Origin of the sequence: Streptococcus pseudopneumoniae, assembly GCF_001072665.1 — a bacterium.
Classification (GTDB): Bacteria; Bacillota; Bacilli; order Lactobacillales; family Streptococcaceae; genus Streptococcus; species Streptococcus pseudopneumoniae_S.
In genome coordinates, this window is record NZ_JVJI01000016.1 from 20,066 (window position 1) to 42,534 (window position 22,469).

The following is a 22,469-nucleotide window of genomic DNA, read 5'->3' on the forward strand; positions in this document are numbered from 1 at the left end:
TACGAAATATGAAGAAAAAAATCTTAGCGTCACTTTTACTAAGTACAGTAATGGTTTCTCAAGCAGCTGTTTTAACAACTGCGCATGCAGAAACTACTGATGACAAAATTGCTGCTCAAGATAATAAAATTAGCAACTTAACAGCACAACAACAAGAAGCCCAAAAACAAGTTGATCAAGTTCAGGAGCAAGTATCTGCTATTCAAACAGAGCAATCAAACTTGCAATCTGAAAATGATAGACTACAAGAAGAATCTAAAAAGCTTGAGGGTGAAATTACAGAACTTTCTAAGAATATTGTATCTCGCAATGATTCATTACAAAAACAAGCTCGTAGTGCTCAAACAAATGGAGCTGCAACAAATTACATTAATACAATTGTAAACTCAAAATCAATTACAGAAGCTATTTCACGTGTTGCTGCAATGAGTGAAATCGTATCTGCAAACAACAAAATGTTGGAACAACAAAAAGCAGATAAAAAAGCTATTTCTGAAAAACAAGTAGCAAATAATGATGCAATTAATACAGTTATTGCAAATCAGCAAAAACTAGCTGATGATGCTCAATCATTAACTACAAAACAAGCTGAGTTGAAAGCTGCAGAATTGAATCTTGCTGCTGAAAAGGCTACTGCAGAGGATGAAAAAGCAAGTTTACTTGAGAAAAAAGCTGCAGCAGAAGCAGAAGCTAAAGCAGCTGCAGAAGCAGAAGCAGCTTATAAAGCTAAACAAGCAAGTCAACAACAAAAAGTCGTTGCTTCTGGGAATACAACTTTTACAGCAGAAGTTCAAGCAGTATCAACTACTTCTTCGTCATCTAGTTCGTCTGAATCATCTTCAAGTAGTGCTTCAGCGGAATCAACAAGCTATACTCCTGCACCAGTGAAACAACATCCGACATACAGTACAAATGCATCAAGCTATCCTGTAGGTCAATGTACATGGGGAGTAAAAACTTTAGCACCATGGGCTGGTGATTACTGGGGTAATGGCGGTCAATGGGCTGCAAGTGCAGCAGCTGCAGGTTTCCGTACAGGTTCTACACCACAAGTTGGCGCGATTGCATGTTGGGATGATGGAGGATACGGTCACGTAGCAGTTGTTACAGCAGTTGAATCATCAACTCGTATTCAAGTTTCTGAGTGTAACTATGATGGAAGTGGAACTCAACCAATCGGAAATTATCGTGGATGGTTTAATCCGACAGCATCAAGAGGTACTGTAAGATACATTTATCCAAACTAATATACTGATTATTACTATACAAAGGGTGAGATCTTATTAATCTCACCCTTTGTATAGTGCTGGAAAAATTAATTTCATTATATAATTACTTGAACTTATTTTCTATTTTTATAATTATTTAATTAAAGTAAAATGAAATGTAGAGATTTAGTACGAGTGTAGCATGTTAATAAAAAATGGTTTCTAAGGGAGTCGGTGTTGAAGTTATGTTTAGGTATAAAATAAATGTTGATGCTAAAGAGTGGGATTTATTTTTAGAAAATCATCCTCAAGGAAATTTATTACAGAGTAGTGATTGGTCCAAGATAAAGGATACTTGGGGGAACGAGAGAGTTGGCTTTTATAAAGATAATCAATTAGTTGGAGTAGCAAATATCTTAATTCAGCCGCTACCATTAGGACTTTCTATGTTTTATATTCCACGAGGTCCAGTAATTGACTATGAAGATAAAGAACTTCTGAAATTTGTTCTTTTAACGTTGAAAAAACTTGCTAAAAAAAGCCATGCAATAATGGTTAAATTTGACCCAAGTTTATTTATCAGTAGAGGTCTTATTGACCAAGAAACTGTCCAAAATTCTATGACTTTAGCAATTGTCGAAGAACTGAAAAAAAATAAAGTTTATTGGACAGGCTTAACAAAGGATATGGCAGAAAATATACAACCACGTTTTCAAGCTAATATTCATAAAGAAAATTTCTCACTGGATCAACTTTCTAAGTCTACTAGACAGGCCATCCGAACTGCAAGAAATAAAGGATTAGAAGTAAAATTTGGTGGACTTGATTTATTAGATGAATTTTCATTTTTAATGAAGAAAACAGAGTCTCGCAAGAATATCAGTTTACGAGGCAAAGATTATTATCAGAAGTTACTGGATACTTATCCTGATCACTCCTTTATCACACTGAGCTTTTTAGATCTACCTAATAGACTGAAAGAAGTTGAGCAACAATTCGAAAAGAATCTAAAAATAGAGCAGAAGTTTACAGATAAAACGAAAGAAGGTAAAATAAAAGAGAATCAGCAAGAGAGAAAACGATTAAAGGAAGAAATTTCTTTTCTTAAGAACCATATTGACAGAGGGGATAGTATTGTCCCATTGTCTGGTACTTTAACCATCGAATTTGGGAAAACTTCTGAGAACTTATATGCTGGAATGAATGAAGAATTTAAACACTATCAACCTGCTATTCCTACATGGTTTGAGACAGCTCAACATTCTTTTGAACGAGGGGCTGAGACTCATAATATGGGTGGAATTGAAAACAATTTAGAGGGTGGGTTAATTAACTTTAAATCCAAGTTTAATCCTACTATCGAGGAATTTGCTGGTGAGTTTAATTATCCAACTAGTTCATTATATTTTTTGTTTAATCTAGCTTATAAAATTCGTAAGAAACTTCGAAGTAGATAAAATAAACTAATGATTTTGCCACTATATTAAATTTTAAAAAATTTAGCTATTAGAGCATCCCAGCAGTATATGTTGGGATGCTTTAAATTTAGAGTTTTTATTAGTAATTTAATGCTAAATTCCCAAACTAATTTCCACTTTGGCCTTCCAAGTGGAAGTTACTTTGAGAAGTTGGCAGAAATTATCTACTTTAAAAATCTACTAAAATAGCTTGAAAATATTGAAAAAGTATGGTAGAATGAAACTTGTCGTGTGAACGATAATACTCATTCTTGATGAATTGTGAAACAGTTGCCTTTGGGTCGTTTTGCGAGTTGAAGTCAAGAAGAGGAAAAAACAAAAAGGAGAAATACTCATGGCAGTAATTTCAATGAAACAACTTCTTGAGGCTGGTGTACACTTTGGTCACCAAACTCGTCGCTGGAACCCTAAGATGGCTAAGTACATCTTTACAGAGCGTAACGGAATCCACGTTATCGACTTGCAACAAACTGTAAAATACGCTGACCAAGCATACGACTTCATGCGTGATGCAGCAGCTAACGATGCCGTTGTATTGTTCGTTGGTACTAAGAAACAAGCAGCTGATGCAGTTGCTGAAGAAGCAGTACGTTCAGGTCAATATTTCATCAACCACCGTTGGTTGGGTGGAACTCTTACAAACTGGGGAACAATCCAAAAACGTATCGCTCGTTTGAAAGAAATCAAACGTATGGAAGAAGATGGAACTTTCGAAGTTCTTCCTAAGAAAGAAGTTGCACTTCTTAACAAACAACGTGCACGTCTTGAAAAATTCTTGGGTGGTATCGAAGATATGCCTCGTATTCCAGATGTGATGTACGTAGTTGACCCACATAAAGAGCAAATCGCTGTTAAAGAAGCTAAAAAATTGGGAATCCCAGTTGTAGCGATGGTTGACACAAACACTGATCCAGATGATATCGATGTAATCATCCCAGCTAACGATGACGCTATCCGCGCTGTTAAATTGATCACAGCTAAATTGGCTGACGCTATCATTGAAGGACGTCAAGGTGAAGATGCAGTAGCAGTTGAAGCAGAGTTTGTAGCTTCAGAAGCTCAAGCAGATTCAATCGAAGAAATCGTTGAAGTTGTAGAAGGCGACAACGCTTAATTTATATAAATAGTATTACCTAGGAGGGCGGGGCTTAGCCCGGCTCTCCTATTTTTAAAAAATATAGGAGAATCAAAATGGCAGAAATTACAGCTAAACTTGTAAAAGAGTTGCGTGAAAAATCTGGTGCCGGTGTTATGGACGCTAAAAAAGCGCTTGTAGAAACAGACGGTGACATCGAAAAAGCGATTGAATTGCTTCGTGAAAAAGGTATGGCTAAGGCAGCTAAGAAAGCTGACCGTGTTGCTGCAGAAGGTTTGACTGGTGTTTATGTTAACGGTAATGTTGCAGCAGTTATTGAAGTAAACGCTGAAACTGACTTCGTTGCGAAAAACGCTCAATTCGTTGAATTGGTAAATACTACAGCTAAAGTTATTGCTGAAGGAAAGCCTGCTAATAATGAAGAAGCACTTGCTTTGACAATGCCTTCAGGTGAAACTCTTGAAGCTGCATACGTATCTGCAACAGCAACTATCGGAGAAAAAATCTCATTCCGTCGCTTTGCATTGATTGAAAAAACAGATGCACAACACTTTGGTGCTTACCAACATAATGGTGGACGTATCGGTGTTATTTCAGTTGTTGAAGGTGGAGACGAAGCACTTGCTAAACAATTGTCAATGCACATCGCAGCGATGAAACCAACAGTTCTTTCTTACAAAGAATTGGATGAGCAATTCGTTAAGGATGAGTTGGCACAATTGAACCACGTTATCGACCAAGACAACGAAAGTCGTGCAATGGTTAACAAACCAGCTCTTCCACACTTGAAGTATGGATCAAAAGCTCAATTGACTGATGAAGTGATTGCCCAAGCTGAAGCTGACATCAAAGCTGAATTGGCTGCAGAAGGCAAACCAGAAAAAATCTGGGACAAAATCATCCCAGGTAAAATGGATCGCTTCATGCTTGACAACACTAAAGTTGACCAAGCTTACACACTTCTTGCACAAGTATACATCATGGATGACAGCAAGACAGTTGAAGCATATCTTGAATCAGTTAACGCTTCAGTAGTTGAGTTCGCTCGCTTTGAAGTTGGTGAAGGTATCGAAAAAGCTGCAAACGACTTCGAAGCTGAAGTTGCAGCTACAATGGCAGCAGCCTTGAATAACTAATAATAAAAAGGAAGGAAGCTAAATTGCTTCCTTTTTTCTATGCAGTCAATCTTTATAGGGAGATGTTCCTATTTTTAAGGTATAAATAAAAAGCCCTATAATAAGGGCTAAGTGTATTTAGGAGACTACACTTCAAATTCATAGAGTGCTGTAGACAAATAACGTTCGCCGTTATCTGGTGCTAGAGCAAGGACTTTCTTACCTGTACCTAATTTCTTGGCAACTTCAATTGCTCCGTAGATAGCTGCAGCTGAAGAAATCCCTACAAGGAAACCTTCGTTTCCACCAATTTCACGGCCGAGTGCTAGAGCATCGTCTGACGTTACACGAACGATACCATCATAAGCCTTTGTATCCAGTGTATCAGGAATAAATCCAGCTGAGATACCTTGAATTTTGTGTGGTCCAGGTTTTTCACCAGATAGAATAGCAGATTCGTCTGCCTCTACTGCAAAAACTTGAATGTTAGAATTTGCTGATTTGAGTGCATGAGAAACACCAGAAATCGTTCCACCGGTACCCACTCCAGCAACAAAGGCATCTAGTCCATCTTTACCGAAAGCAGCTAGTATTTCAGCTCCTGTTGTTCTTTCGTGTACTTCTGGATTAGCTGGATTGTCAAATTGAAGAGGAAGGAAACCATCACGTTCAGCAGCGATTTTTTGAGCCTTAGCAATAGCACCTTTCATTCCCTCGCTTCCAGGAGTTAGGACGAGTTCAGCGCCATAAGCTTGGATAATCTTACGTCGCTCTACACTCATAGTTTCAGGCATAACGATGACGACTTTATACCCTTTAGCAGCACCTACCCATGAAAGTCCAATACCAGTGTTTCCACTTGTTGCTTCAACAATAGTAGAACCAGGTTTTAGAATACCGTCTTGTTCAGCTTTTTCAATCATGCTAAGAGCAATACGATCTTTTACAGAAGAACCAGGGTTGAATGCTTCAAGCTTTACATAGACGTCCGCAGCCCCTTCTGGTACGATGTTGTTGAGTTTAACAATCGGAGTTTGACCGATTAATTCAGTAATGTTGTTATAAATAGACATATGAATACCTCTTTGTATAAGATATTTCTAGTATAACGCTATCTATACCATTTGTAAAATATAGAAATCCTATCGAAGTGATAGTATTTTTTTATATCACAGGTCTAAGCCATTAATTTTCAAGCGATTGTGATAAGCTAATTCTAATAAATAGGTGTAAAGTGGAACGATATCCGTTTTCTTAGGGAATTCAAATTTATGAGCACTAAAATGCTCATTATGTGCTTTTAGAAAGACATTTTCTAAATAAGTAATAGTAATTTCACTATCATCTATACCTGCTCCTGCAGTTTCCATTTCAACGTTAATAATGTTCATTAAAAAGATTGATTTAATGGACATCTTACGACCAGTAGCACCTTGTTTATCTGTAAAGATAATACGGATATTTGTAAATATAATTGAGTCACGAATCAGTTTATATCCACTTTGAATTTCTTCATTTTCTAGTAGATATTGTCCATATTCTTTGATAAGAGTTTCTTTGTTTTGCTCGCTAAGGTTACCAGCGAGTCCTTGAATGAATTTTCCAAATGCCATATTTTTCTCCTTTGTTTACACTAAATTTACAGGAACTTCAACTTCACGTAAACCTTGATCAGTTAAAGTAACTTTTCCATTAAAAAACTCCACCAGTGCAGCTTTAATATTTTCTTTTTCTTCTTTATCAACATAAATCATCGTATTGACTTGATCTGTAAAGTTTGTCTCAAGTTCCATGAGATCATGTTCCTTAAGGAAGTTACTGTACTCTTGGTACTGAGCGTAAGACATTTGAATAGCAATGCCAGCTTGTTCCTTTATTTCAATGATGCCAATTTCCTTGACAGCTAAGGCAACACTGCCGGCGTAAGCACGAATCAATCCTCCAGCGCCTAGCTTAATGCCTCCAAAGTAGCGTGTCACTACTACACAGACATTAGTAAGATTGTGATTTTCTAGTACCCCAAGCATGGGAACGCCAGCAGTACCACTGGGTTCACCATCATCACTTGTCCGTTTAATTTCACTACGTTCCCCAATAATAAAGGCTGAGCAGTTATGCGTAGCTTTGTAGTGTTCTTTTTTGATGGCAGTAATAAAGTCCCGAGCCTCTTCTTCGCTATAAACACGCTTTGCATGACAGATAAAGCGTGATTTTTTAATTTCTTCTTGGACTTGACCGTCCTCTTTAATTGTTCTAAATTCCATGATTTAATTGTACTAAAAAATTATCTAAAGCGCTAGGTTTTTACGAATAAAGAAGTATGAAAGTAAATCCAAATTATCTCGGTCGGTTGTTTACTGAGAATGAATTAACAGAAGAGGAACGTAAGTTGGCAGAGAACATTCCAGCAATGAGAAAGGAGAAGGGGAAATTTTTCTGTCAACGTTGTAATAGTACTATTCTAGAAGAATGGTATTTACCTATCGGTGCTTATTATTGTCGGGAGTGCTTAATTATGAAGCGAGTTAGGAGTGATCAAGCTTTATACTATTTCCCACAGGAGGATTTTCCGAAGCAAGATGTTCTTAAATGGCGTGGCCAATTAACTCCTTTTCAAGAGAAGGTGTCAGAGGGATTGATTCAAGCAGTAGATAAGCAAGAACCAACCTTGGTACATGCGGTAACAGGAGCTGGAAAGACAGAAATGATTTATCAAGTAGTAGCTAAAGTGATCAATGCGGGTGGTGCAGTATGCTTGGCTAGTCCTCGCATAGATGTTTGTTTGGAGCTGTACAAGCGCCTGCAAAAGGATTTTTCTTGCGAGATAGCCCTCCTACATGGAGAATCAGAGCCGTATTTTCGAACACCATTAGTTGTTGCGACGACCCATCAGTTATTGAAGTTTTATCAAGCTTTTGATTTGCTAATAGTGGATGAAGTAGATGCTTTTCCTTATGTTGACAACCCTACGCTTTACCATGCTGTCAAGAATAGTGTAAAGGAGAATGGCTTGAGAATCTTTTTAACGGCGACTTCTACCGATGAGTTAGATAGGAAGGTTCGCATCGGAGAATTAAAACGATTGAGCTTGCCTAGACGGTTTCATGGAAATCCGTTGATTATTCCAAAACCAGTTTGGTTATCGGATTTTAATCACTGTTTAGAGAAAAATCGGTTGTCACCAAAGTTAAAGTTTTATATTGAGAAACAGAGAAAGACAGGTTATCCGTTACTCATTTTTGCTTCAGAAATTAAGAAAGGGGAGCAATTAAAAGAAGTCTTACAGAAGGAATTTTCGCATGAGAAAATTGGTTTTGTGTCTTCAGTTACGGAAGATCGATTAGAGCAGGTGCAAGCTTTTCGAGATGGAGAACTGACAATACTTATCAGTACGACAATCTTGGAGCGTGGAGTTACCTTCCCTTGTGTGGATGTTTTTGTAGTAGAAGCCAACCATCGTCTGTTTACCAAATCTAGTTTGATTCAGATTGGTGGACGAGTTGGACGAAGCATGGATAGACCGACAGGAGATTTGCTTTTCTTCCATGACGGGTTAAATGCTTCAATCAAAAAGGCAATTAAGGAAATTCAACAGATGAATAAGGAGGCGGGTCTATGAAGTGTTTATTATGTGGGCAGACTATGAAGGCTGTTTTAACTTTCAGTAGTCTTTTACTTCTGAAGAATGATGCCTCCTGTCTTTGTTTAGATTGTGATTCTACTTTTGATAGGATTGGAGAAGAGAACTGTCCAAACTGTATGAAAACAGGATTGTCAACAAAGTGTCAAGATTGTCAATTTTGGTGTAAAGAAGGAGTTGAAGTCAGTCATAGAGCGATTTTTATTTACAATCAAGCTATGAAGGATTTTTTCAGTCGGTATAAGTTTGATGGAGACTTCCTTTTAAGAAAAGTCTTTGCTTCAGTTTTAAGTGAGGAGTTAAAAAAGTACAAAGAGTATCAATTTGTTGTAATTCCCCTAAGTCCGGAAAGATTGCTCGAGAGGGGATTTAACCAGGTTGAAGGTTTAGTTGAAGCAGCAGGGTTCTCTTTTCAAGACTTACTAGAGAAGAGAGAAGAGCGAGCTAGTTCTTCCAAAAATCGTTCAGAACGCTTGGCAACAGAACTTCCCTTCTTTGTCAAAAGTGGAGTCACTATTCCTAAAAAAATCCTACTTATAGATGATATCTATACTACTGGAACAACTATAAATCGTATGAAGAAACTGTTGGAAGAAGCTGGTGCTGAGGATGTAAAAACATTTTCCCTTGTAAGATGAGGAAAAAATTTGCAAAAACAAAATGAAAGCGTTATAATGAAATCAGAAAAACAAAAACGTTTAGAAAGAAGGTACTCATATGATTAAATATAGTATCCGTGGTGAAAACCTAGAAGTAACAGAAGCAATTCGTGATTATGTAGTTTCTAAACTCGAAAAGATCGAAAAGTATTTTCAAGCTGAACAAGAGTTGGATGCTCGAGTTAACTTGAAGGTGTATCGTGAAAAAACGGCTAAAGTGGAGGTGACGATTCCGCTTGGCTCAATTACTCTTCGTGCAGAAGATGTGTCTCAAGATATGTATGGTTCAATTGACCTTGTAACCGATAAAATTGAACGTCAGATTCGTAAAAATAAAACAAAAATCGAGCGTAAAAATAAAAATAAGGTAGCAACTAGTCAATTATTTACAGATGCTTTGGTGGAAGATACAAATGTTGTCCAATCAAGAGTTGTTCGTTCAAAACAAATTGATTTAAAACCAATGGATTTGGAAGAAGCTATTCTACAGATGGATTTGTTGGGACATGATTTCTTTATCTATGTGGATGTTGAAGATCAGACAACCAATGTGATTTATCGTCGTGAAGATGGCGAGATTGGCTTGTTAGAAGTTAAAGAATCTTAATTTCAATATGTGTAAAGGAAGGTTTACTAAATTGTAAACCTCCTTTTTCTTATAATTGATAGAATTACTGATTACACTTTTAAAAAGTCGCTTTTTGGTGGTTATTATGGTATAATGGGTGCCAAGAGGTTTGGAATGAAAAAATTTTATGTAAGTCCTATTTTCCCCTTAATATTAGGAATAGTGGCGTTCGGAGTGCTATCTGTGCAACTTGTTTTTGTAACGAATACACTGGTAACGCTATTTCTTTTGCTACTTATTTTGGGTTCATATATTTTACTATTCATCCATCAGAGAGACTACTACTCAAAGAGTGAAGTAGAACAAATCCAGTATGTAAACCACCAAGCTGAAGATAGTTTGACAACTTTGTTAGAACAGATGCCTGTCGGAGTTATTAAACTAGACTTATCGTCAGGTGAAGTTGAATGGTTCAATCCTTACGCTGAATTGATTTTGACTAATGAAGTGGGGGAGATTGATGTTGCATTAATTCAAACAATTATAAAGGCGTCTGTGGGGAATCCAGGTTCTTATGCCACCTTGGGTGAGACTCGCTATTCGGTTCATATGGACAAGATATCTGGTGTTCTTTACTTCTTTGATGTGTCTGGAGAATACGAAGCGACTGTTGAGTTAGTGACGAGTCGTCCGGTTATTGGAATTGTTTCCGTTGATAACTATGACGATTTAGAAGATGCGACATCGGAGTCTGACATTAGTCATATTAACAGTTTTGTAGCCAATTTTGTTTCAGAATTTGCTGGGAAGCATGCCATGTTCTCCCGTCGAGTAAGTATGGATCGTTTTTATCTGTTTACGGACTACACGGTGCTTGAGGGCTTGATGAATGATAAATTTTCTGTTATTGATGCATTCAGAGAAGAGGCGAAACAGAGACAGTTGCCCTTGACCTTAAGTATGGGATTTTCTTATGGTGATGGAAATCATGATGAGATAGGGAAAGTTGCATTGCTCAACTTGAACTTGGCTGAAGTGCGTGGTGGCGACCAAGTGGTTGTTAAGGAAAACGACGAAACGAAAAATCCCGTTTATTTTGGTGGTGGGTCTGCTGCCTCAATCAAACGTACACGGACTCGTACGCGTGCTATGATGACGGCTATTTCAGATAAGATTCGTAGTGTGGATCAGGTTTTTGTAGTTGGTCACAAAAATCTAGATATGGATGCTCTTGGCTCTGCTGTAGGTATGCACTTGTTTGCCAGCAATGTGACTGAAAATAGTTATGCTATTTATGACGAAGAACAAATGTCGCCGGATATTGAACGAGCTGTTTCATTCTTAGAAAAAGAAGGAGTTACAAAGTTGTTGTCTGTTAAGGACGCAATGGGGATGGTGACCAATCGTTCTTTGTTGATTCTTGTAGACCATTCAAAGACAGCTTTAACTTTATCAAAAGATTTTTATGATTTATTTACCCAAACCATCGTCATCGACCACCACAGAAGGGATCAGGATTTTCCAGATAATGCGGTTATTACTTATATCGAAAGTGGTGCAAGTAGTGCCAGTGAGTTGGTAACGGAATTGATTCAGTTCCAGAATTCTAAGAAAAATCGTTTGAGTCGTATGCAGGCCAGTGTTTTAATGGCTGGTATGATGTTGGATACTAAAAATTTCACCTCACGAGTGACTAGTCGGACATTTGATGTTGCTAGCTATCTCAGAACGAGAGGAAGTGATAGTATTGCTATCCAAGAAATTGCTGCGACAGATTTTGAAGAATATCGTGAGGTCAATGAACTGATTTTACAGGGGCGTAAATTAGGTTCAGATGTACTAATAGCAGAGGCTAAGGACTCGAAATGTTATGATACAGTTGTTATTAGTAAGGCAGCAGATGCCATGTTAGCTATGTCAGGTATTGAAGCGAGTTTTGTTCTTGCGAAGAATACACAAGGATTTATCTCTATCTCAGCTCGCAGTCGTAGTAAGCTGAATGTACAACGGATTATGGAAGAGCTGGGAGGTGGAGGCCACTTTAATTTGGCAGCAGCTCAAATTAAGGATTCAACCTTGTCAGAAGCAGGTGAAAAACTGACAGAAATTGTATTAAATGAAATAAAGGAAAAGGAGAAAGAAGAATGAAAGTAATCTTTTTAGCAGATGTTAAAGGAAAAGGTAAAAAAGGCGAAATTAAGGAAGTACCAACAGGGTATGCACAAAACTTTCTTATCAAAAAGAATTTAGCAAAAGAAGCAACTGCTCAAGCTGTAGGTGAACTTCGTGGTAAACAAAAATCAGAAGAGAAAGCTCACGCTGAGATGATTGCAGAAGCAAAAGCAATTAAAGCCCAACTAGAAGCAGAGGAAACTATTGTAGAATTTGTTGAAAAAGTTGGTCCAGATGGTCGTACCTTTGGTTCCATTACCAATAAGAAAATTGCAGAAGAATTGCAAAAGCAATTTGGAATTAAGATTGATAAACGTCATATCCAAGTACAAGCTCCGATTCGAGCAGTTGGTTTGATTGATGTACCAGTGAAAATCTATCAAGATATTACAAGTGTAATCAATCTTCGTGTGAAAGAAGGGTAAATTTACACTTTCTTGACAAGATTGTAAAAGGAAGGGAAGTCTGATGGCAGAAGTAGAAGAGTTACGAGTACAACCTCAAGATATCTTAGCTGAGCAATCCGTTTTAGGGGCTATCTTTATTGACGAGAGTAAGCTTGTTTTTGTGCGAGAATATATTGAATCTCGGGACTTTTTTAAGTATGCCCATCGTTTGATTTTCCAAGCTATGGTCGATTTATCCGATCGTGGCGATGCTATAGATGCAACAACGGTTCGTACCATTCTTGATAATCAAGGTGATTTACAGAATATTGGTGGCCTGTCTTACCTGGTTGAGATTGTCAATTCTGTGCCAACTTCTGCTAATGCGGAGTATTATGCTAAGATTGTTGCAGAGAAGGCCATGCTACGTCGATTAATCTCCAAGTTGACAGAGTCTGTCAATCAAGCTTACGAGGCTTCGCAACCAGCTGATGAAATCATTGCTCAGGCAGAAAAAGGCCTGATTGATGTCAGCGAAAATGCTAATCGAAGTGGATTTAAGAACATTCGAGATGTGTTGAATATCAACTTTGGAAATCTGGAAGCTCGCTCGCAACAAACGACCGATATTACAGGTATTGCGACAGGTTATCGTGATTTGGATCATATGACGACTGGTCTTCATGAGGAGGAGTTGATTATCTTAGCAGCTCGTCCGGCGGTTGGTAAGACAGCCTTTGCCTTGAATATTGCTCAGAATATTGGGACTAAGTTGGACAAAACAGTTGCTATTTTTTCACTCGAAATGGGTGCGGAAAGTCTAGTGGACCGTATGTTGGCGGCAGAAGGTTTGGTGGAATCGCATTCTATCCGTACGGGTCAATTGACTGATGAGGAGTGGCAAAAATATACCATTGCTCAAGGGAATCTAGCTAATGCAAGTATCTATATCGATGATACGCCAGGGATTCGGATTACAGAGATTCGTTCTCGTTCTCGTAAACTGGCTCAAGAAACTGGAAATCTTGGTTTGATTTTGATAGACTATTTGCAGCTTATCACGGGAACTGGTCGGGAAAATCGTCAACAAGAGGTTTCAGAAATTTCACGTCAGTTGAAAATTTTAGCTAAGGAACTGAAGGTTCCAGTAATCGCTCTAAGTCAGCTTTCTCGTGGTGTAGAACAACGTCAGGATAAGAGACCGGTCTTGTCTGATATTCGTGAATCTGGGTCTATTGAGCAGGACGCTGATATCGTAGCCTTTCTTTATCGCGACGATTACTATGAGCGTGGTGGTGAAGAAGAGGAAGGCATACCGAATAATAAGGTAGAAGTTATTATCGAGAAAAACCGTAGTGGAGCTCGTGGAACGGTGGAATTAATTTTCCAAAAAGAATACAATAAATTTTCAAGTATCTCAAAGAGGGAGGCATAAGATGTCAGATGCATTTACAGATGTTGCCAAGATGAAAAAAATCAAAGAAGAAATCAAGGCACATGAGGGACAAGTCGTAGAAATGACTTTGGAGAATGGTCGTAAGCGCCAAAAAAATAGATTGGGTAAGCTAATTGAGGTTTATCCATCCCTATTTATCGTTGAATTTGGGAACGTTGAAGGAGATAAACAAGCTAATGTTTACGTTGAATCCTTTACTTACTCAGATATCCTTACAGAAAAGAATTTGATTCATTATCTTGACTAAAGTGAGAAATTTTCTCACTTTTTCTTTTTTCTCCGAATAGTTTAAGTGAAGGGAATCTTCGATTTATATTATTTTTCAAGGAGGAAGAATGAAAATTTCACCATTTAAAGTAGCAGAGACAAGGTTTTCTATTAGAAAGTCAGTTAAAAAGGTTGTTCCTTTTTTAGTAGTAGGGCTGATGTTGTCGGCTGGAGAAAGTGTTCATGCAAACAGTTCTTATGCTCGTGGAGATGATTATCCTGCTTATTATAAAAATGGGAGTCAGAGTATTGATAAGTGGAGGATGTATTCTCGTCAGTGTACTTCATTTGCTGCTTTTCGCTTGAGTGGAGTAAATGGTTTTGAGCTTCCAGGAGCTTATGGTAATGCTGGTGAATGGGGTTATCGTGCTCGTCGTGAAGGTTATCGTGTAGATAATACACCAGCTATCGGATCTATTGCTTGGTCTACTGCAGGAGGTTATGGCCATGTTGCTTGGGTTTCAAATGTGATGGGAGATAATATAGAAATTGAGGAATATAACTATGATTATAAAGGTAATTATAATAAACGAATTGTAAAAGCAAACAAGATGACCGGTTTTATTCATTTTAAAGATTTATCAAGCAATTCTAAAGAAGTCCCAAGCAGTTCAAAAGATTCGACAAGCAATCATGTTGTGACCAGTCAATCGTCATCTTTGATGAAAGGAACTCATTATTTTAAGGTGGAGACTCCTATTAAAGATCAACCATTATTGAATGCAACTCCACTTGCATATTATTCTCCAGGTGAGAGTGTTCATTATGATCAGGTGATAGAAAAGGATGGTTACAAGTGGTTGAGTTATATTTCTTATAGCGGGAGTCGACGTTATATTCAGTTGGAGGGAGTGACTTCGTCACAAAATCAATCAGTAAATAAATCTAATCATGGTTCAAATAATGGATTGACTGTGGGTTGGAAGAAAATAAATGGTAGTTGGTATTATTTCAAATCAGATGGTTCTAAGGCGACGGGATGGCTGAAAGATGGTTCTACCTGGTATTATTTGAAATCATCTGGTGAAATGCAGACAGGCTGGTTACAGGAGAAAGGATATTGGTATTATCTAGATGATTCAGGGGCAATGAAAACGGGCTGGTATCAAGTCTCTGGTAAGTGGTATTATTCTTACTCTTCAGGTGAGCTAGCTGTTAATACAATAGTAGACGGTTATACTGTAAATCATAATGGTGAGTGGATTAAAGAAAAATAAACTAAAAAACTTGATTCATTATCATTTTTAACTATATTCAAAAGTAATTAGCACTATTTTAAATATTTACTTGAAGCGTTCTTATATATTTTTTTATTGTAGCTTGTTTGATCCGAACTATTTTCATGAGATAAATTCTTTAATAAAGAATTTATTGCTTATCTAGGTTTCCGTAGTAATATTAGAAAGTTAAAAATATGTTTATATTGACATTATTCTTTTCTAGTCGATATAAATATATTTTTTTAAACAACTTAATATATTGTTTTTGTTAATCTATATTAAAAGTTATAATAGAGAGAAATATAATTCCACAAAGGGGCGTTTTAAAAATGGATAAAAAAATGATCTTGACTAGCTTAGCTAGTGTTACGGTTTTAGGTGCGGTTTTTGCTGTGTCTCAACCGTCGGTTGTAAAAGCTGATGCACTACATCTACTAGCACATCCGGAGAAACTGGATCCACACCTGACCTGTGGTTAAAACTCCAAAAACTGAAGTCGGAAAAGCTAAAGAAGATTTAACTGAAACAATTGAAAACTTGACGGATGATGCTGAGAAATTAAAAGCCGATGCTGAAAAAGCTAAGGTAGTAGAAGAGAAAAATGCTGCCTTAGATAAACAAAAAGAAACCTTAGAAAAAGCTAAAGTTGCTCTTGAAACAGCTAAAACGAATAAAGCTGATCAAGATGTTATCGATAAATTACAAGATGCTGTAACTAAACTAGAAGGTTCTGTCGCTTCTGCTAAAGCTTCTGTTGATGAAGCTCAAGCTAAATTTGACGAAGTTAATGAATCATTACAAGAGCGTAAGCAATCGTTACACTAACTGACGATTACAACGCAACTTTAGGTTACATCGAAAAATTAAAAGAAGTTCCTAAGGATGAAGAACTGAAAGACTTCAGTGGTGGAGTAAGTGATGATGCAACACCTACTGAACCTGCTAAGGAAGCAGATGAAGTACCAACTGCTCCTAACGCTCCAGAATTTAATGGTGGTGTGAATCCTAGTGATTCTCCTTCTGGAGATAATGAATCTGATTTCAATGGTGGGGTAAATGATACAACACCTCCTACTGTAGCCGATGCTCCAGAATATACAGGAGGCGTTAATAGTGTAGAAGCAGCAATTAACGAAGTTACACAATATACTCTCACAACAGCAGGTACTAACAAGGATAATACTTATCAAGCACCAGCAGCAAAAGCAGAAGATAAAAAAGAACTTCCAAATACTGGTGGTAAAGATAATGCTGCAGTTGCATCATTAGGATTCCTTGGATTGTTCCTTGGTGCCCTTCCATTTGTGAAACGTAAAAACTAATTCATTTCGTAGTTTGAAAGAGAGGGAGTAACTTCCTTCTCTTTTTTAGTTTATCTTAGTTTCTCTCAGGGAACTCTTCCCAATGGTATTTTTTGGTGCTTTCCTTTATAATGGGTGTATGGATAAGAAAAAATTATTATTGATTGATGGGTCTTCTGTTGCTTTTCGGGCGTTTTTTGCGCTCTATCAGCAGTTGGACCGTTTTAAGAATGCGGCTGGTTTGCATACCAATGCGATTTATGGCTTTCAGTTGATGTTGAGCCATTTGTTGGAGCGGGTTGAGCCAAGTCATATTTTGGTGGCTTTTGATGCAGGAAAGACGACCTTCCGTACAGAGATGTATGCGGACTATAAGGGTGGTCGGGCTAAGACTCCTGATGAGTTTCGTGAGCAATTTCCTTTCATTCGTGAGTTGCTGGATCATATGGGGATTCGTCACTATGAGTTAGCTCAGTATGAGGCGGATGACATCATTGGGACACTGGATAAACTAGCTGAGCAAAATGGTTTTGATATTACCATTGTCAGTGGGGACAAGGACTTGATTCAGCTGACGGATGAGCATACGGTGGTTGAGATTTCCAAGAAAGGTGTGGCTGAGTTTGAGGCCTTTACGCCAGAATATCTTATGGAAAAGATGGGCATCACACCGACTCAGTTTATCGATCTCAAGGCGCTCATGGGTGATAAGTCGGATAATATCCCTGGGGTGACCAAAATCGGTGAAAAGACGGGTATCAAGCTCTTGCTGGAGCATGGCTCACTTGAGGGGATTTATGAAAATATTGATGGGATGAAGGCTTCTAAGATGAAGGAAAATCTTATCAATGATAAGGAACAGGCCTTTTTGTCTAAAACACTGGCGACCATTGATACCAAGGCGCCGATTGAGATTGGTTTGGAGGATTTGGTCTATAGTGGTCCAAATGTGGAAAATCTTGGGAAATTCTACGATGAGATGGGCTTCAAACAGCTCAAGCAGGCTTTAAATGTGTCGTCAGTTGATGTGGCTGAGAGCTTGGACTTTACTATTGTTGACCAAGTCAGTCAAGATATGCTTAGTGAAGAGTCTATCTTCCATTTTGAGCTTTTTGGGGAGAATTACCATACGGACGATTTGGTTGGTTTTGCCTGGTCTTGTGGGGATAAGCTCTATGCCACAGATAAACTTGAGCTTTTGCAAGAGCCGATTTTCAAGGACTTTTTAGAAAAAACACCTTTGAGAGTTTATGACTTTAAGAAAGCTAAAGTTCTCTTGCATCGTTTGGGTGTGGATTTGCAGTCGCCTGCTTTTGATAGCCGTTTGGCTAAATACCTCCTTTCGACTGTGGAGGACAATGAAATTGCGACTATTGCTAGTCTTTATGGTCAGACTTATTTGGTTGATGATGAGACTTTCTATGGTAAAGGTGTCAAAAAAGCCGTTCCTGAACGCGAGAAATTCTTGGAACATTTGGCTCGTAAGATTGCAGTTTTGGTCGAAACAAAGCCTATTTTACTTGAAAAACTCAGCGAAAATGGGCAGTTAGACCTTCTTTATGATATGGAGCAACCTCTAGCCTTTGTCCTTGCCAAGATGGAAATCGCTGGTATTAAGGTAAAAAAAGAGACCTTGCTTGAGATGCAGGCTGAAAATGAGCTTGTCATTGAAAAACTGACTCAAGAGATTTATGAACTGGCTGGTGAGGAGTTTAATATTAACTCGCCTAAGCAGCTGGGCGTACTTCTCTTTGAAAAATTGGGGCTACCTCTAGAATGCACTAAGAAAACCAAAACTGGATACTCGACTGCGGTGGATGTCTTGGAGCGCCTGGCTCCTATTGCTCCGATTGTTAAGAAAATTCTTGACTACCGTCAGATTGCTAAGATTCAATCCACTTATGTAATTGGTTTGCAGGACTGGATTTTGGCTGATGGCAAGATTCATACTCGCTATGTGCAGGATTTAACCCAGACTGGGCGTCTGTCTAGTGTGGATCCAAACTTGCAAAATATCCCTGTGCGTTTGGAACAGGGGCGTCTCATTCGTAAGGCTTTTGTGCCTGAGTGGGAGGATAGTGTACTTCTCAGCTCCGACTATTCACAGATTGAATTGCGTGTTTTGGCGCATATTTCTAAAGACGAGCACTTGATTAAGGCTTTTCAAGAGGGGGCAGATATCCATACTTCGACAGCCATGCGGGTCTTTGGCATTGAGCGTCCTGAGGATGTGACTCCAAACGACCGTCGCAATGCCAAGGCAGTCAACTTTGGAGTGGTTTACGGGATTTCCGACTTTGGCTTGTCTAATAATTTGGGCATTAGCCGTAAGGAGGCCAAGGCTTACATTGATACCTACTTTGAACGTTTCCCAGGTATTAAAAACTACATGGATGAAGTGGTGCGTGAGGCGCGTGATAAGGGATATGTAGAGACCCTCTTCAAGCGTCGTCGTGAGTTACCAGATATCAATTCGCGTAACTTTAACATTCGTGGTTTTGCAGAGCGAACTGCTATCAACTCCCCTATTCAGGGATCTGCGGCAGATATTCTCAAGATTGCTATGACTCAGCTGGATAAAGCCTTGGTTGCGGGTGGTTATCAGACTAAGATGTTGTTACAAGTGCATGATGAAATTGTCCTTGAAGTTCCTAAATCGGAACTAGCAGAGGTGAAAAAATTGGTCAAACAAACCATGGAAGAAGCCATCCAACTCAGTGTTCCCCTCATCGCAGATGAAAATGAAGGTGCAACCTGGTACGAGGCTAAATAAAAAAGCTATATAGAGTTTGAAGCATTTGTTTTCAAACTCTTTTTCATGTTTTTCTGTAAGCAGTTTCCTTGACATTTTTTTTGTTTTGCGCTATCATATGTCCATATAATATATGGGAGTCTGTGTACAGTCTGAGAGGAAGCGTTAAGCTTCGACCGCACCTGATCTGGGTAATGCCAGCGTAGGGAACGATACTTAGTCTAATCTTGACCTTTTCCATATATGGCAAAGGTTTTTCTTTTTGTCAAAGGAAAACGAGAAGAGGAGGTTGTTATGAAAGCAAGCATCGCCTTGCAAATTTTACCCCTATCACAGGAGATTGATTGGATTGCTGTTATCGATCAAGTCATTGCTTATCTGCAAGCTCAAGAGGTGGCTATGGTGGTGACACCATTTGAAACGGTCTTGGAAGGGGAGTTTGATGAGCTTATGCGTATTCTCAAAGAAGCGCTAAAGGTGGCGGGGCAGGAGGCAGATAATGTCTTTGCCAATGTCAAAATAAATGTAGGAGAGATTTTAAGTATTGATGAGAAGCTTGAAAAGTATACTGAGACGACACATTAGTCTATTGGGCTTTCTGGGAGTCTTGTCAATCTGGCAGTTAGCAGGTTTTCTTAAACTGCTCCCTAAGTTTATCCTGCCGACCCCTCTTGAAATTCTCCAGGCCTTTGTTCGTGACAGAGAATTTCTCTGGCACCATAGCTGGGCGACCTTGAGAGTGGCTTTGCTAGGTCTAATTTTGGGAGTCTTGATTGCCTGTCTCATGGCTGTACTTATGGACAGTTTGACTTGGCTCAATGACCTGATTTATCCTATGATGGTGGTTGTTCAGACCATTCCGACTATTGCCATAGCTCCTATACTGGTCTTGTGGCTCGGTTATGGGATTTTGCCCAAGATTGTCTTGATTATCTTGACGACAACCTTCCCCATCATCGTCAGCATTTTGGACGGTTTTAGGCATTGTGACAAGGATATGCTGACCTTGTTTAGTCTGATGCGGGCCAAACCTTGGCAAATCCTGTGGCATTTTAAAATCCCAGTCAGTCTGCCTTACTTTTATGCAGGTCTGAGGGTCAGTGTCTCCTACGCCTTTATCACAACAGTGGTATCTGAGTGGTTGGGGGGCTTTGAGGGGCTTGGTGTTTATATGATTCAGTCCAAGAAACTGTTTCAGTATGATACCATGTTCGCTATTATTATTCTGGTATCGATTATCAGCCTTCTCGGTATGAAGTTGGTCGATATTAGTGAAAAATATGTTATTAAATGGAAACGTTCATAAGAAAAAGGATGTTTCTGAAAAAGAAAAGAGGAAATTGAAATGAAGAAAACATGGAAAGTGTTTTTAACTGTTTTAACAGCTCTTGTAGCTGTTGTGCTTGTGGCCTGTGGTCAAGGAACTGCTTCTAAGGACAACAAAGAAGCAGAACTCAAGAAGATCGACTTTATCCTAGACTGGACTCCAAATACCAACCACACAGGGCTTTATGTTGCTAAGGAAAAAGGTTATTTCAAAGAAGCTGGAGTGGATGTTGACTTGAAATTACCACCGGAAGAAAGTTCTTCTGATTTGGTTATCAATGGTAAGGCACCATTTGCAGTCTATTTCCAAGACTATATGGCTAAAAAATTGGAAAAAGGGGCAGAAATTACTGCTGTTGCAGCTATCGTAGAACACAATACATCAGGAATCATCTCTCGTAAATCTGACAATGTAGCTAGTCCAAAAGACTTGGTTGGTAAGAAATACGGAACTTGGAATGATCCAACTGAACTTGCTATGTTGAAAACCTTGGTAGAATCTCAAGGTGGAGACTTTGAGAAGGTTGAAAAAGTACCAAATAACGACTCAAACTCAATCACACCGATTGCCAATGGAGTCTTTGATACTGCTTGGATCTACTACGGTTGGGATGGTATTCTTGCCAAATCTCAAGGTGTAGATGCTAACTTTATGTATTTGAAAGACTACGTCAAGGAGTTTGACTACTATTCACCAGTTATCATCGCAAACAATGACTACCTCAAAGACAATAAAGAAGAAGCTCGTAAAGTCATCCAAGCTATCAAAAAAGGCTACCAATATGCCATGGAGCATCCAGAAGAAGCAGCTGATATCCTCATCAAAAATGCACCTGAACTCAAGGAAAAACGTGACTTTGTCATCGAATCTCAAAAATACTTGTCAAAAGAATACGCAAGCGACAAGGAAAAATGGGGGCAATTTGATGCAGCTCGCTGGAATGCCTTCTACAAATGGGATAAAGAAAATGGTATCCTTAAAGAAGACTTGACAGACAAAGGCTTCACCAACGAATTTGTGAAATAATGACAGAGATTAGACTAGAACACGTCAGTTATGCCTATGATCAAGAGAGGATTTTAGAGGATATCAACCTGCAGGTGACTTCAGGTGAAGTGGTTTCTATCCTAGGCCCAAGTGGTGTTGGAAAGACCACCCTCTTTAATCTAATCGCTGGGATTTTAGAAGTCCAGTCAGGGAGAATTGTCCTTGATGGGGAGGAGAATCCCAAGGGGCGCGTGAGTTATATGTTGCAAAAGGACTTGCTCTTGGAACACAAGACGGTGCTTGGTAATATCATTCTGCCCCTCTTGATTCAAAAGGTGGATAAGGCAGAAGCTATTGCTCGCGCAGATGAAATTCTTGCTACCTTCCAGTTGACAGCTGTAAGGGACAAGTATCCTCATGAACTTAGTGGCGGGATGCGCCAGCGTGTAGCCTTGCTCCGAACTTACCTTTTCGGGCACAAGCTCTTTCTCTTGGATGAGGCCTTTAGCGCCTTGGATGAGATGACCAAGATGGAACTCCACGCTTGGTATCTGGAGATTCACAAGCAGTTGCAACTGACAACATTGATTATTACGCACAGTATCGAGGAGGCCCTCAGTCTCAGCGATCGCATCTATATCTTGAAAAATCGTCCTGGGCAGATTGTTTCAGAAATTAAACTAGATTGGTCTGAAGATGAGGACAAGGAAGTCCAAAAGATTGCCTACAAACGTCAAATCTTGGCAGAATTAGGCTTAGATAAGTAGAAAAATAGGGAGTTGGTGAAGATTATCCTTTACCAGCGCCCTTTTTCTTTTAAAAATGAGAAAATTTCGG

At 38.8% G+C, this 22,469-nt stretch carries 22 protein-coding genes and 1 riboswitch; of the genes, 19 read left to right on the forward strand and 3 right to left on the reverse strand.

Translation table 11 applies throughout. The features are described from left to right. Window positions 1-8: 8 nt before the first annotated feature. The 4 genes from pcsB (at window position 9) to tsf (ending at window position 4,918) form a co-directional block, all read left to right on the forward strand. Window positions 9-1,247: a peptidoglycan hydrolase PcsB gene (gene pcsB, locus ADH52_RS01420; protein WP_004269801.1), complete on the forward strand. Its 1,239-nt coding sequence runs from the start codon at window positions 9-11 to the stop codon at window positions 1,245-1,247. A gap of 206 nt (window positions 1,248-1,453) precedes the next feature. After that, window positions 1,454-2,665: an aminoacyltransferase gene (locus ADH52_RS01425; RefSeq protein ID WP_049487646.1), complete on the forward strand. Its 1,212-nt coding sequence runs from the start codon at window positions 1,454-1,456 to the stop codon at window positions 2,663-2,665. 355 nt (window positions 2,666-3,020) lie between these two features. Continuing rightward, entirely contained in the window at window positions 3,021-3,800 is a 780-nt protein-coding gene (rpsB, locus tag ADH52_RS01430; protein WP_000268469.1) for a 30S ribosomal protein S2, read from the forward strand. 77 nt (window positions 3,801-3,877) lie between these two features. Beyond that, window positions 3,878-4,918 carry a translation elongation factor Ts gene (tsf, locus tag ADH52_RS01435; RefSeq protein WP_033682512.1) on the forward strand — a complete coding sequence of 347 codons (1,041 nt, stop codon included), beginning with the start codon at window positions 3,878-3,880 and terminating at the stop codon, window positions 4,916-4,918. A 125-nt stretch (window positions 4,919-5,043) separates the two neighbouring features. Here the strand turns inward: tsf and cysK are convergent, their stop codons facing one another. The 3 genes from cysK to ADH52_RS01450 form a co-directional block, all read right to left on the reverse strand. After that, window positions 5,044-5,970 carry a cysteine synthase A gene (cysK, locus tag ADH52_RS01440; protein ID WP_049487608.1) on the reverse strand — a complete coding sequence of 309 codons (927 nt, stop codon included), beginning with the start codon at window positions 5,968-5,970 and terminating at the stop codon, window positions 5,044-5,046. A gap of 96 nt (window positions 5,971-6,066) precedes the next feature. Further along, window positions 6,067-6,510, reverse strand: coding sequence for a PH domain-containing protein (locus ADH52_RS01445; protein WP_049487607.1), 444 nt, complete (start codon window positions 6,508-6,510; stop codon window positions 6,067-6,069). A 15-nt stretch (window positions 6,511-6,525) separates the two neighbouring features. After that, window positions 6,526-7,161 (reverse strand): YigZ family protein, encoded by a 636-nt coding sequence (locus ADH52_RS01450; protein WP_049487605.1) that lies wholly within the window; start codon window positions 7,159-7,161, stop codon window positions 6,526-6,528. A 56-nt stretch (window positions 7,162-7,217) separates the two neighbouring features. Here ADH52_RS01450 and ADH52_RS01455 point away from each other — a divergent pair, with 56 nt between their 5' ends. The 15 genes from ADH52_RS01455 (at window position 7,218) to ADH52_RS01525 (ending at window position 22,399) form a co-directional block, all read left to right on the forward strand. Beyond that, window positions 7,218-8,516, forward strand: coding sequence for a DEAD/DEAH box helicase (locus tag ADH52_RS01455; RefSeq protein ID WP_049487603.1), 1,299 nt, complete (start codon window positions 7,218-7,220; stop codon window positions 8,514-8,516). After that, window positions 8,513-9,175: a ComF family protein gene (locus tag ADH52_RS01460; RefSeq protein ID WP_049487601.1), complete on the forward strand. Its 663-nt coding sequence runs from the start codon at window positions 8,513-8,515 to the stop codon at window positions 9,173-9,175. Before ADH52_RS01455 ends, ADH52_RS01460 begins: the two co-directional genes overlap by 4 nt. 79 nt (window positions 9,176-9,254) lie before the next feature. Continuing rightward, window positions 9,255-9,803 (forward strand): ribosome hibernation-promoting factor, HPF/YfiA family, encoded by a 549-nt coding sequence (gene hpf / locus ADH52_RS01465; RefSeq protein ID WP_004255322.1) that lies wholly within the window; start codon window positions 9,255-9,257, stop codon window positions 9,801-9,803. Between the two features lie 135 nt (window positions 9,804-9,938). Beyond that, on the forward strand, window positions 9,939-11,912 hold the full coding sequence (locus ADH52_RS01470) for a DHH family phosphoesterase (protein ID WP_049487599.1): 1,974 nt from the start codon (window positions 9,939-9,941) through the stop codon (window positions 11,910-11,912). After that, window positions 11,909-12,361 carry a 50S ribosomal protein L9 gene (gene rplI / locus ADH52_RS01475; protein ID WP_000864213.1) on the forward strand — a complete coding sequence of 151 codons (453 nt, stop codon included), beginning with the start codon at window positions 11,909-11,911 and terminating at the stop codon, window positions 12,359-12,361. Before ADH52_RS01470 ends, rplI begins: the two co-directional genes overlap by 4 nt. 43 nt (window positions 12,362-12,404) lie before the next feature. Continuing rightward, window positions 12,405-13,757, forward strand: coding sequence for a replicative DNA helicase (gene dnaB, locus ADH52_RS01480; RefSeq protein ID WP_004263550.1), 1,353 nt, complete (start codon window positions 12,405-12,407; stop codon window positions 13,755-13,757). A gap of 1 nt (window position 13,758) precedes the next feature. Beyond that, entirely contained in the window at window positions 13,759-14,025 is a 267-nt protein-coding gene (locus tag ADH52_RS01485; protein WP_001278169.1) for a Veg family protein, read from the forward strand. Between the two features lie 88 nt (window positions 14,026-14,113). Then, the gene (locus tag ADH52_RS01490; protein ID WP_049509640.1) at window positions 14,114-15,262 is read left to right on the forward strand and encodes an SH3 domain-containing protein; all 1,149 of its coding nucleotides are present in this window, start codon (window positions 14,114-14,116) and stop codon (window positions 15,260-15,262) included. Between the two features lie 474 nt (window positions 15,263-15,736). Further along, window positions 15,737-16,090, forward strand: a complete 354-nt coding sequence (locus ADH52_RS11460; RefSeq protein ID WP_049487594.1) for a hypothetical protein — start codon at window positions 15,737-15,739, stop codon at window positions 16,088-16,090. A gap of 173 nt (window positions 16,091-16,263) precedes the next feature. Continuing rightward, the gene (locus ADH52_RS11600; protein WP_080976007.1) at window positions 16,264-16,587 is read left to right on the forward strand and encodes an SIALI-17 repeat-containing surface protein; all 324 of its coding nucleotides are present in this window, start codon (window positions 16,264-16,266) and stop codon (window positions 16,585-16,587) included. Between the two features lie 118 nt (window positions 16,588-16,705). Next, entirely contained in the window at window positions 16,706-19,339 is a 2,634-nt protein-coding gene (gene polA, locus ADH52_RS01505; RefSeq protein ID WP_049509705.1) for a DNA polymerase I, read from the forward strand. Window positions 19,340-19,441: 102 nt separating this feature from the next. Beyond that, window positions 19,442-19,544, forward strand: a riboswitch (TPP riboswitch). 68 nt (window positions 19,545-19,612) lie between these two features. Next, window positions 19,613-19,903 (forward strand): thiamine-binding protein, encoded by a 291-nt coding sequence (locus tag ADH52_RS01510; protein WP_049487640.1) that lies wholly within the window; start codon window positions 19,613-19,615, stop codon window positions 19,901-19,903. Continuing rightward, window positions 19,866-20,624 carry an ABC transporter permease gene (locus tag ADH52_RS01515; protein WP_001257155.1) on the forward strand — a complete coding sequence of 253 codons (759 nt, stop codon included), beginning with the start codon at window positions 19,866-19,868 and terminating at the stop codon, window positions 20,622-20,624. Before ADH52_RS01510 ends, ADH52_RS01515 begins: the two co-directional genes overlap by 38 nt. A gap of 39 nt (window positions 20,625-20,663) precedes the next feature. Further along, entirely contained in the window at window positions 20,664-21,671 is a 1,008-nt protein-coding gene (locus ADH52_RS01520; RefSeq protein WP_049487591.1) for an ABC transporter substrate-binding protein, read from the forward strand. After that, on the forward strand, window positions 21,671-22,399 hold the full coding sequence (locus tag ADH52_RS01525; protein WP_049487589.1) for an ABC transporter ATP-binding protein: 729 nt from the start codon (window positions 21,671-21,673) through the stop codon (window positions 22,397-22,399). The genes ADH52_RS01520 and ADH52_RS01525 overlap by 1 nt, the downstream gene beginning before the upstream one ends. Window positions 22,400-22,469: the final 70 nt, after the last annotated feature.

Excerpts from the sequence above, each read along its gene's own strand:
- pcsB (WP_004269801.1), top strand. The coding sequence starts at position 9 with ATGAAGAAAAAAATCTTAGCGTCACTTTTACTAAGTACAGTAATGGTT.
- ADH52_RS01425 (WP_049487646.1), top strand. The coding sequence starts at position 1,454 with ATGTTTAGGTATAAAATAAATGTTGATGCTAAAGAGTGGGATTTATTT.
- rpsB (WP_000268469.1), top strand. The coding sequence starts at position 3,021 with ATGGCAGTAATTTCAATGAAACAACTTCTTGAGGCTGGTGTACACTTT.
- tsf (WP_033682512.1), top strand. The coding sequence starts at position 3,878 with ATGGCAGAAATTACAGCTAAACTTGTAAAAGAGTTGCGTGAAAAATCT.
- cysK (WP_049487608.1), bottom strand. The coding sequence starts at position 5,970 with ATGTCTATTTATAACAACATTACTGAATTAATCGGTCAAACTCCGATT.
- ADH52_RS01445 (WP_049487607.1), bottom strand. The coding sequence starts at position 6,510 with ATGGCATTTGGAAAATTCATTCAAGGACTCGCTGGTAACCTTAGCGAG.
- ADH52_RS01450 (WP_049487605.1), bottom strand. The coding sequence starts at position 7,161 with ATGGAATTTAGAACAATTAAAGAGGACGGTCAAGTCCAAGAAGAAATT.
- ADH52_RS01455 (WP_049487603.1), top strand. The coding sequence starts at position 7,218 with ATGAAAGTAAATCCAAATTATCTCGGTCGGTTGTTTACTGAGAATGAA.
- ADH52_RS01460 (WP_049487601.1), top strand. The coding sequence starts at position 8,513 with ATGAAGTGTTTATTATGTGGGCAGACTATGAAGGCTGTTTTAACTTTC.
- hpf (WP_004255322.1), top strand. The coding sequence starts at position 9,255 with ATGATTAAATATAGTATCCGTGGTGAAAACCTAGAAGTAACAGAAGCA.
- ADH52_RS01470 (WP_049487599.1), top strand. The coding sequence starts at position 9,939 with ATGAAAAAATTTTATGTAAGTCCTATTTTCCCCTTAATATTAGGAATA.
- rplI (WP_000864213.1), top strand. The coding sequence starts at position 11,909 with ATGAAAGTAATCTTTTTAGCAGATGTTAAAGGAAAAGGTAAAAAAGGC.
- dnaB (WP_004263550.1), top strand. The coding sequence starts at position 12,405 with ATGGCAGAAGTAGAAGAGTTACGAGTACAACCTCAAGATATCTTAGCT.
- ADH52_RS01485 (WP_001278169.1), top strand. The coding sequence starts at position 13,759 with ATGTCAGATGCATTTACAGATGTTGCCAAGATGAAAAAAATCAAAGAA.
- ADH52_RS01490 (WP_049509640.1), top strand. The coding sequence starts at position 14,114 with ATGAAAATTTCACCATTTAAAGTAGCAGAGACAAGGTTTTCTATTAGA.
- polA (WP_049509705.1), top strand. The coding sequence starts at position 16,706 with ATGGATAAGAAAAAATTATTATTGATTGATGGGTCTTCTGTTGCTTTT.
- ADH52_RS01510 (WP_049487640.1), top strand. The coding sequence starts at position 19,613 with ATGAAAGCAAGCATCGCCTTGCAAATTTTACCCCTATCACAGGAGATT.
- ADH52_RS01515 (WP_001257155.1), top strand. The coding sequence starts at position 19,866 with ATGAGAAGCTTGAAAAGTATACTGAGACGACACATTAGTCTATTGGGC.
- ADH52_RS01520 (WP_049487591.1), top strand. The coding sequence starts at position 20,664 with ATGAAGAAAACATGGAAAGTGTTTTTAACTGTTTTAACAGCTCTTGTA.
- ADH52_RS01525 (WP_049487589.1), top strand. The coding sequence starts at position 21,671 with ATGACAGAGATTAGACTAGAACACGTCAGTTATGCCTATGATCAAGAG.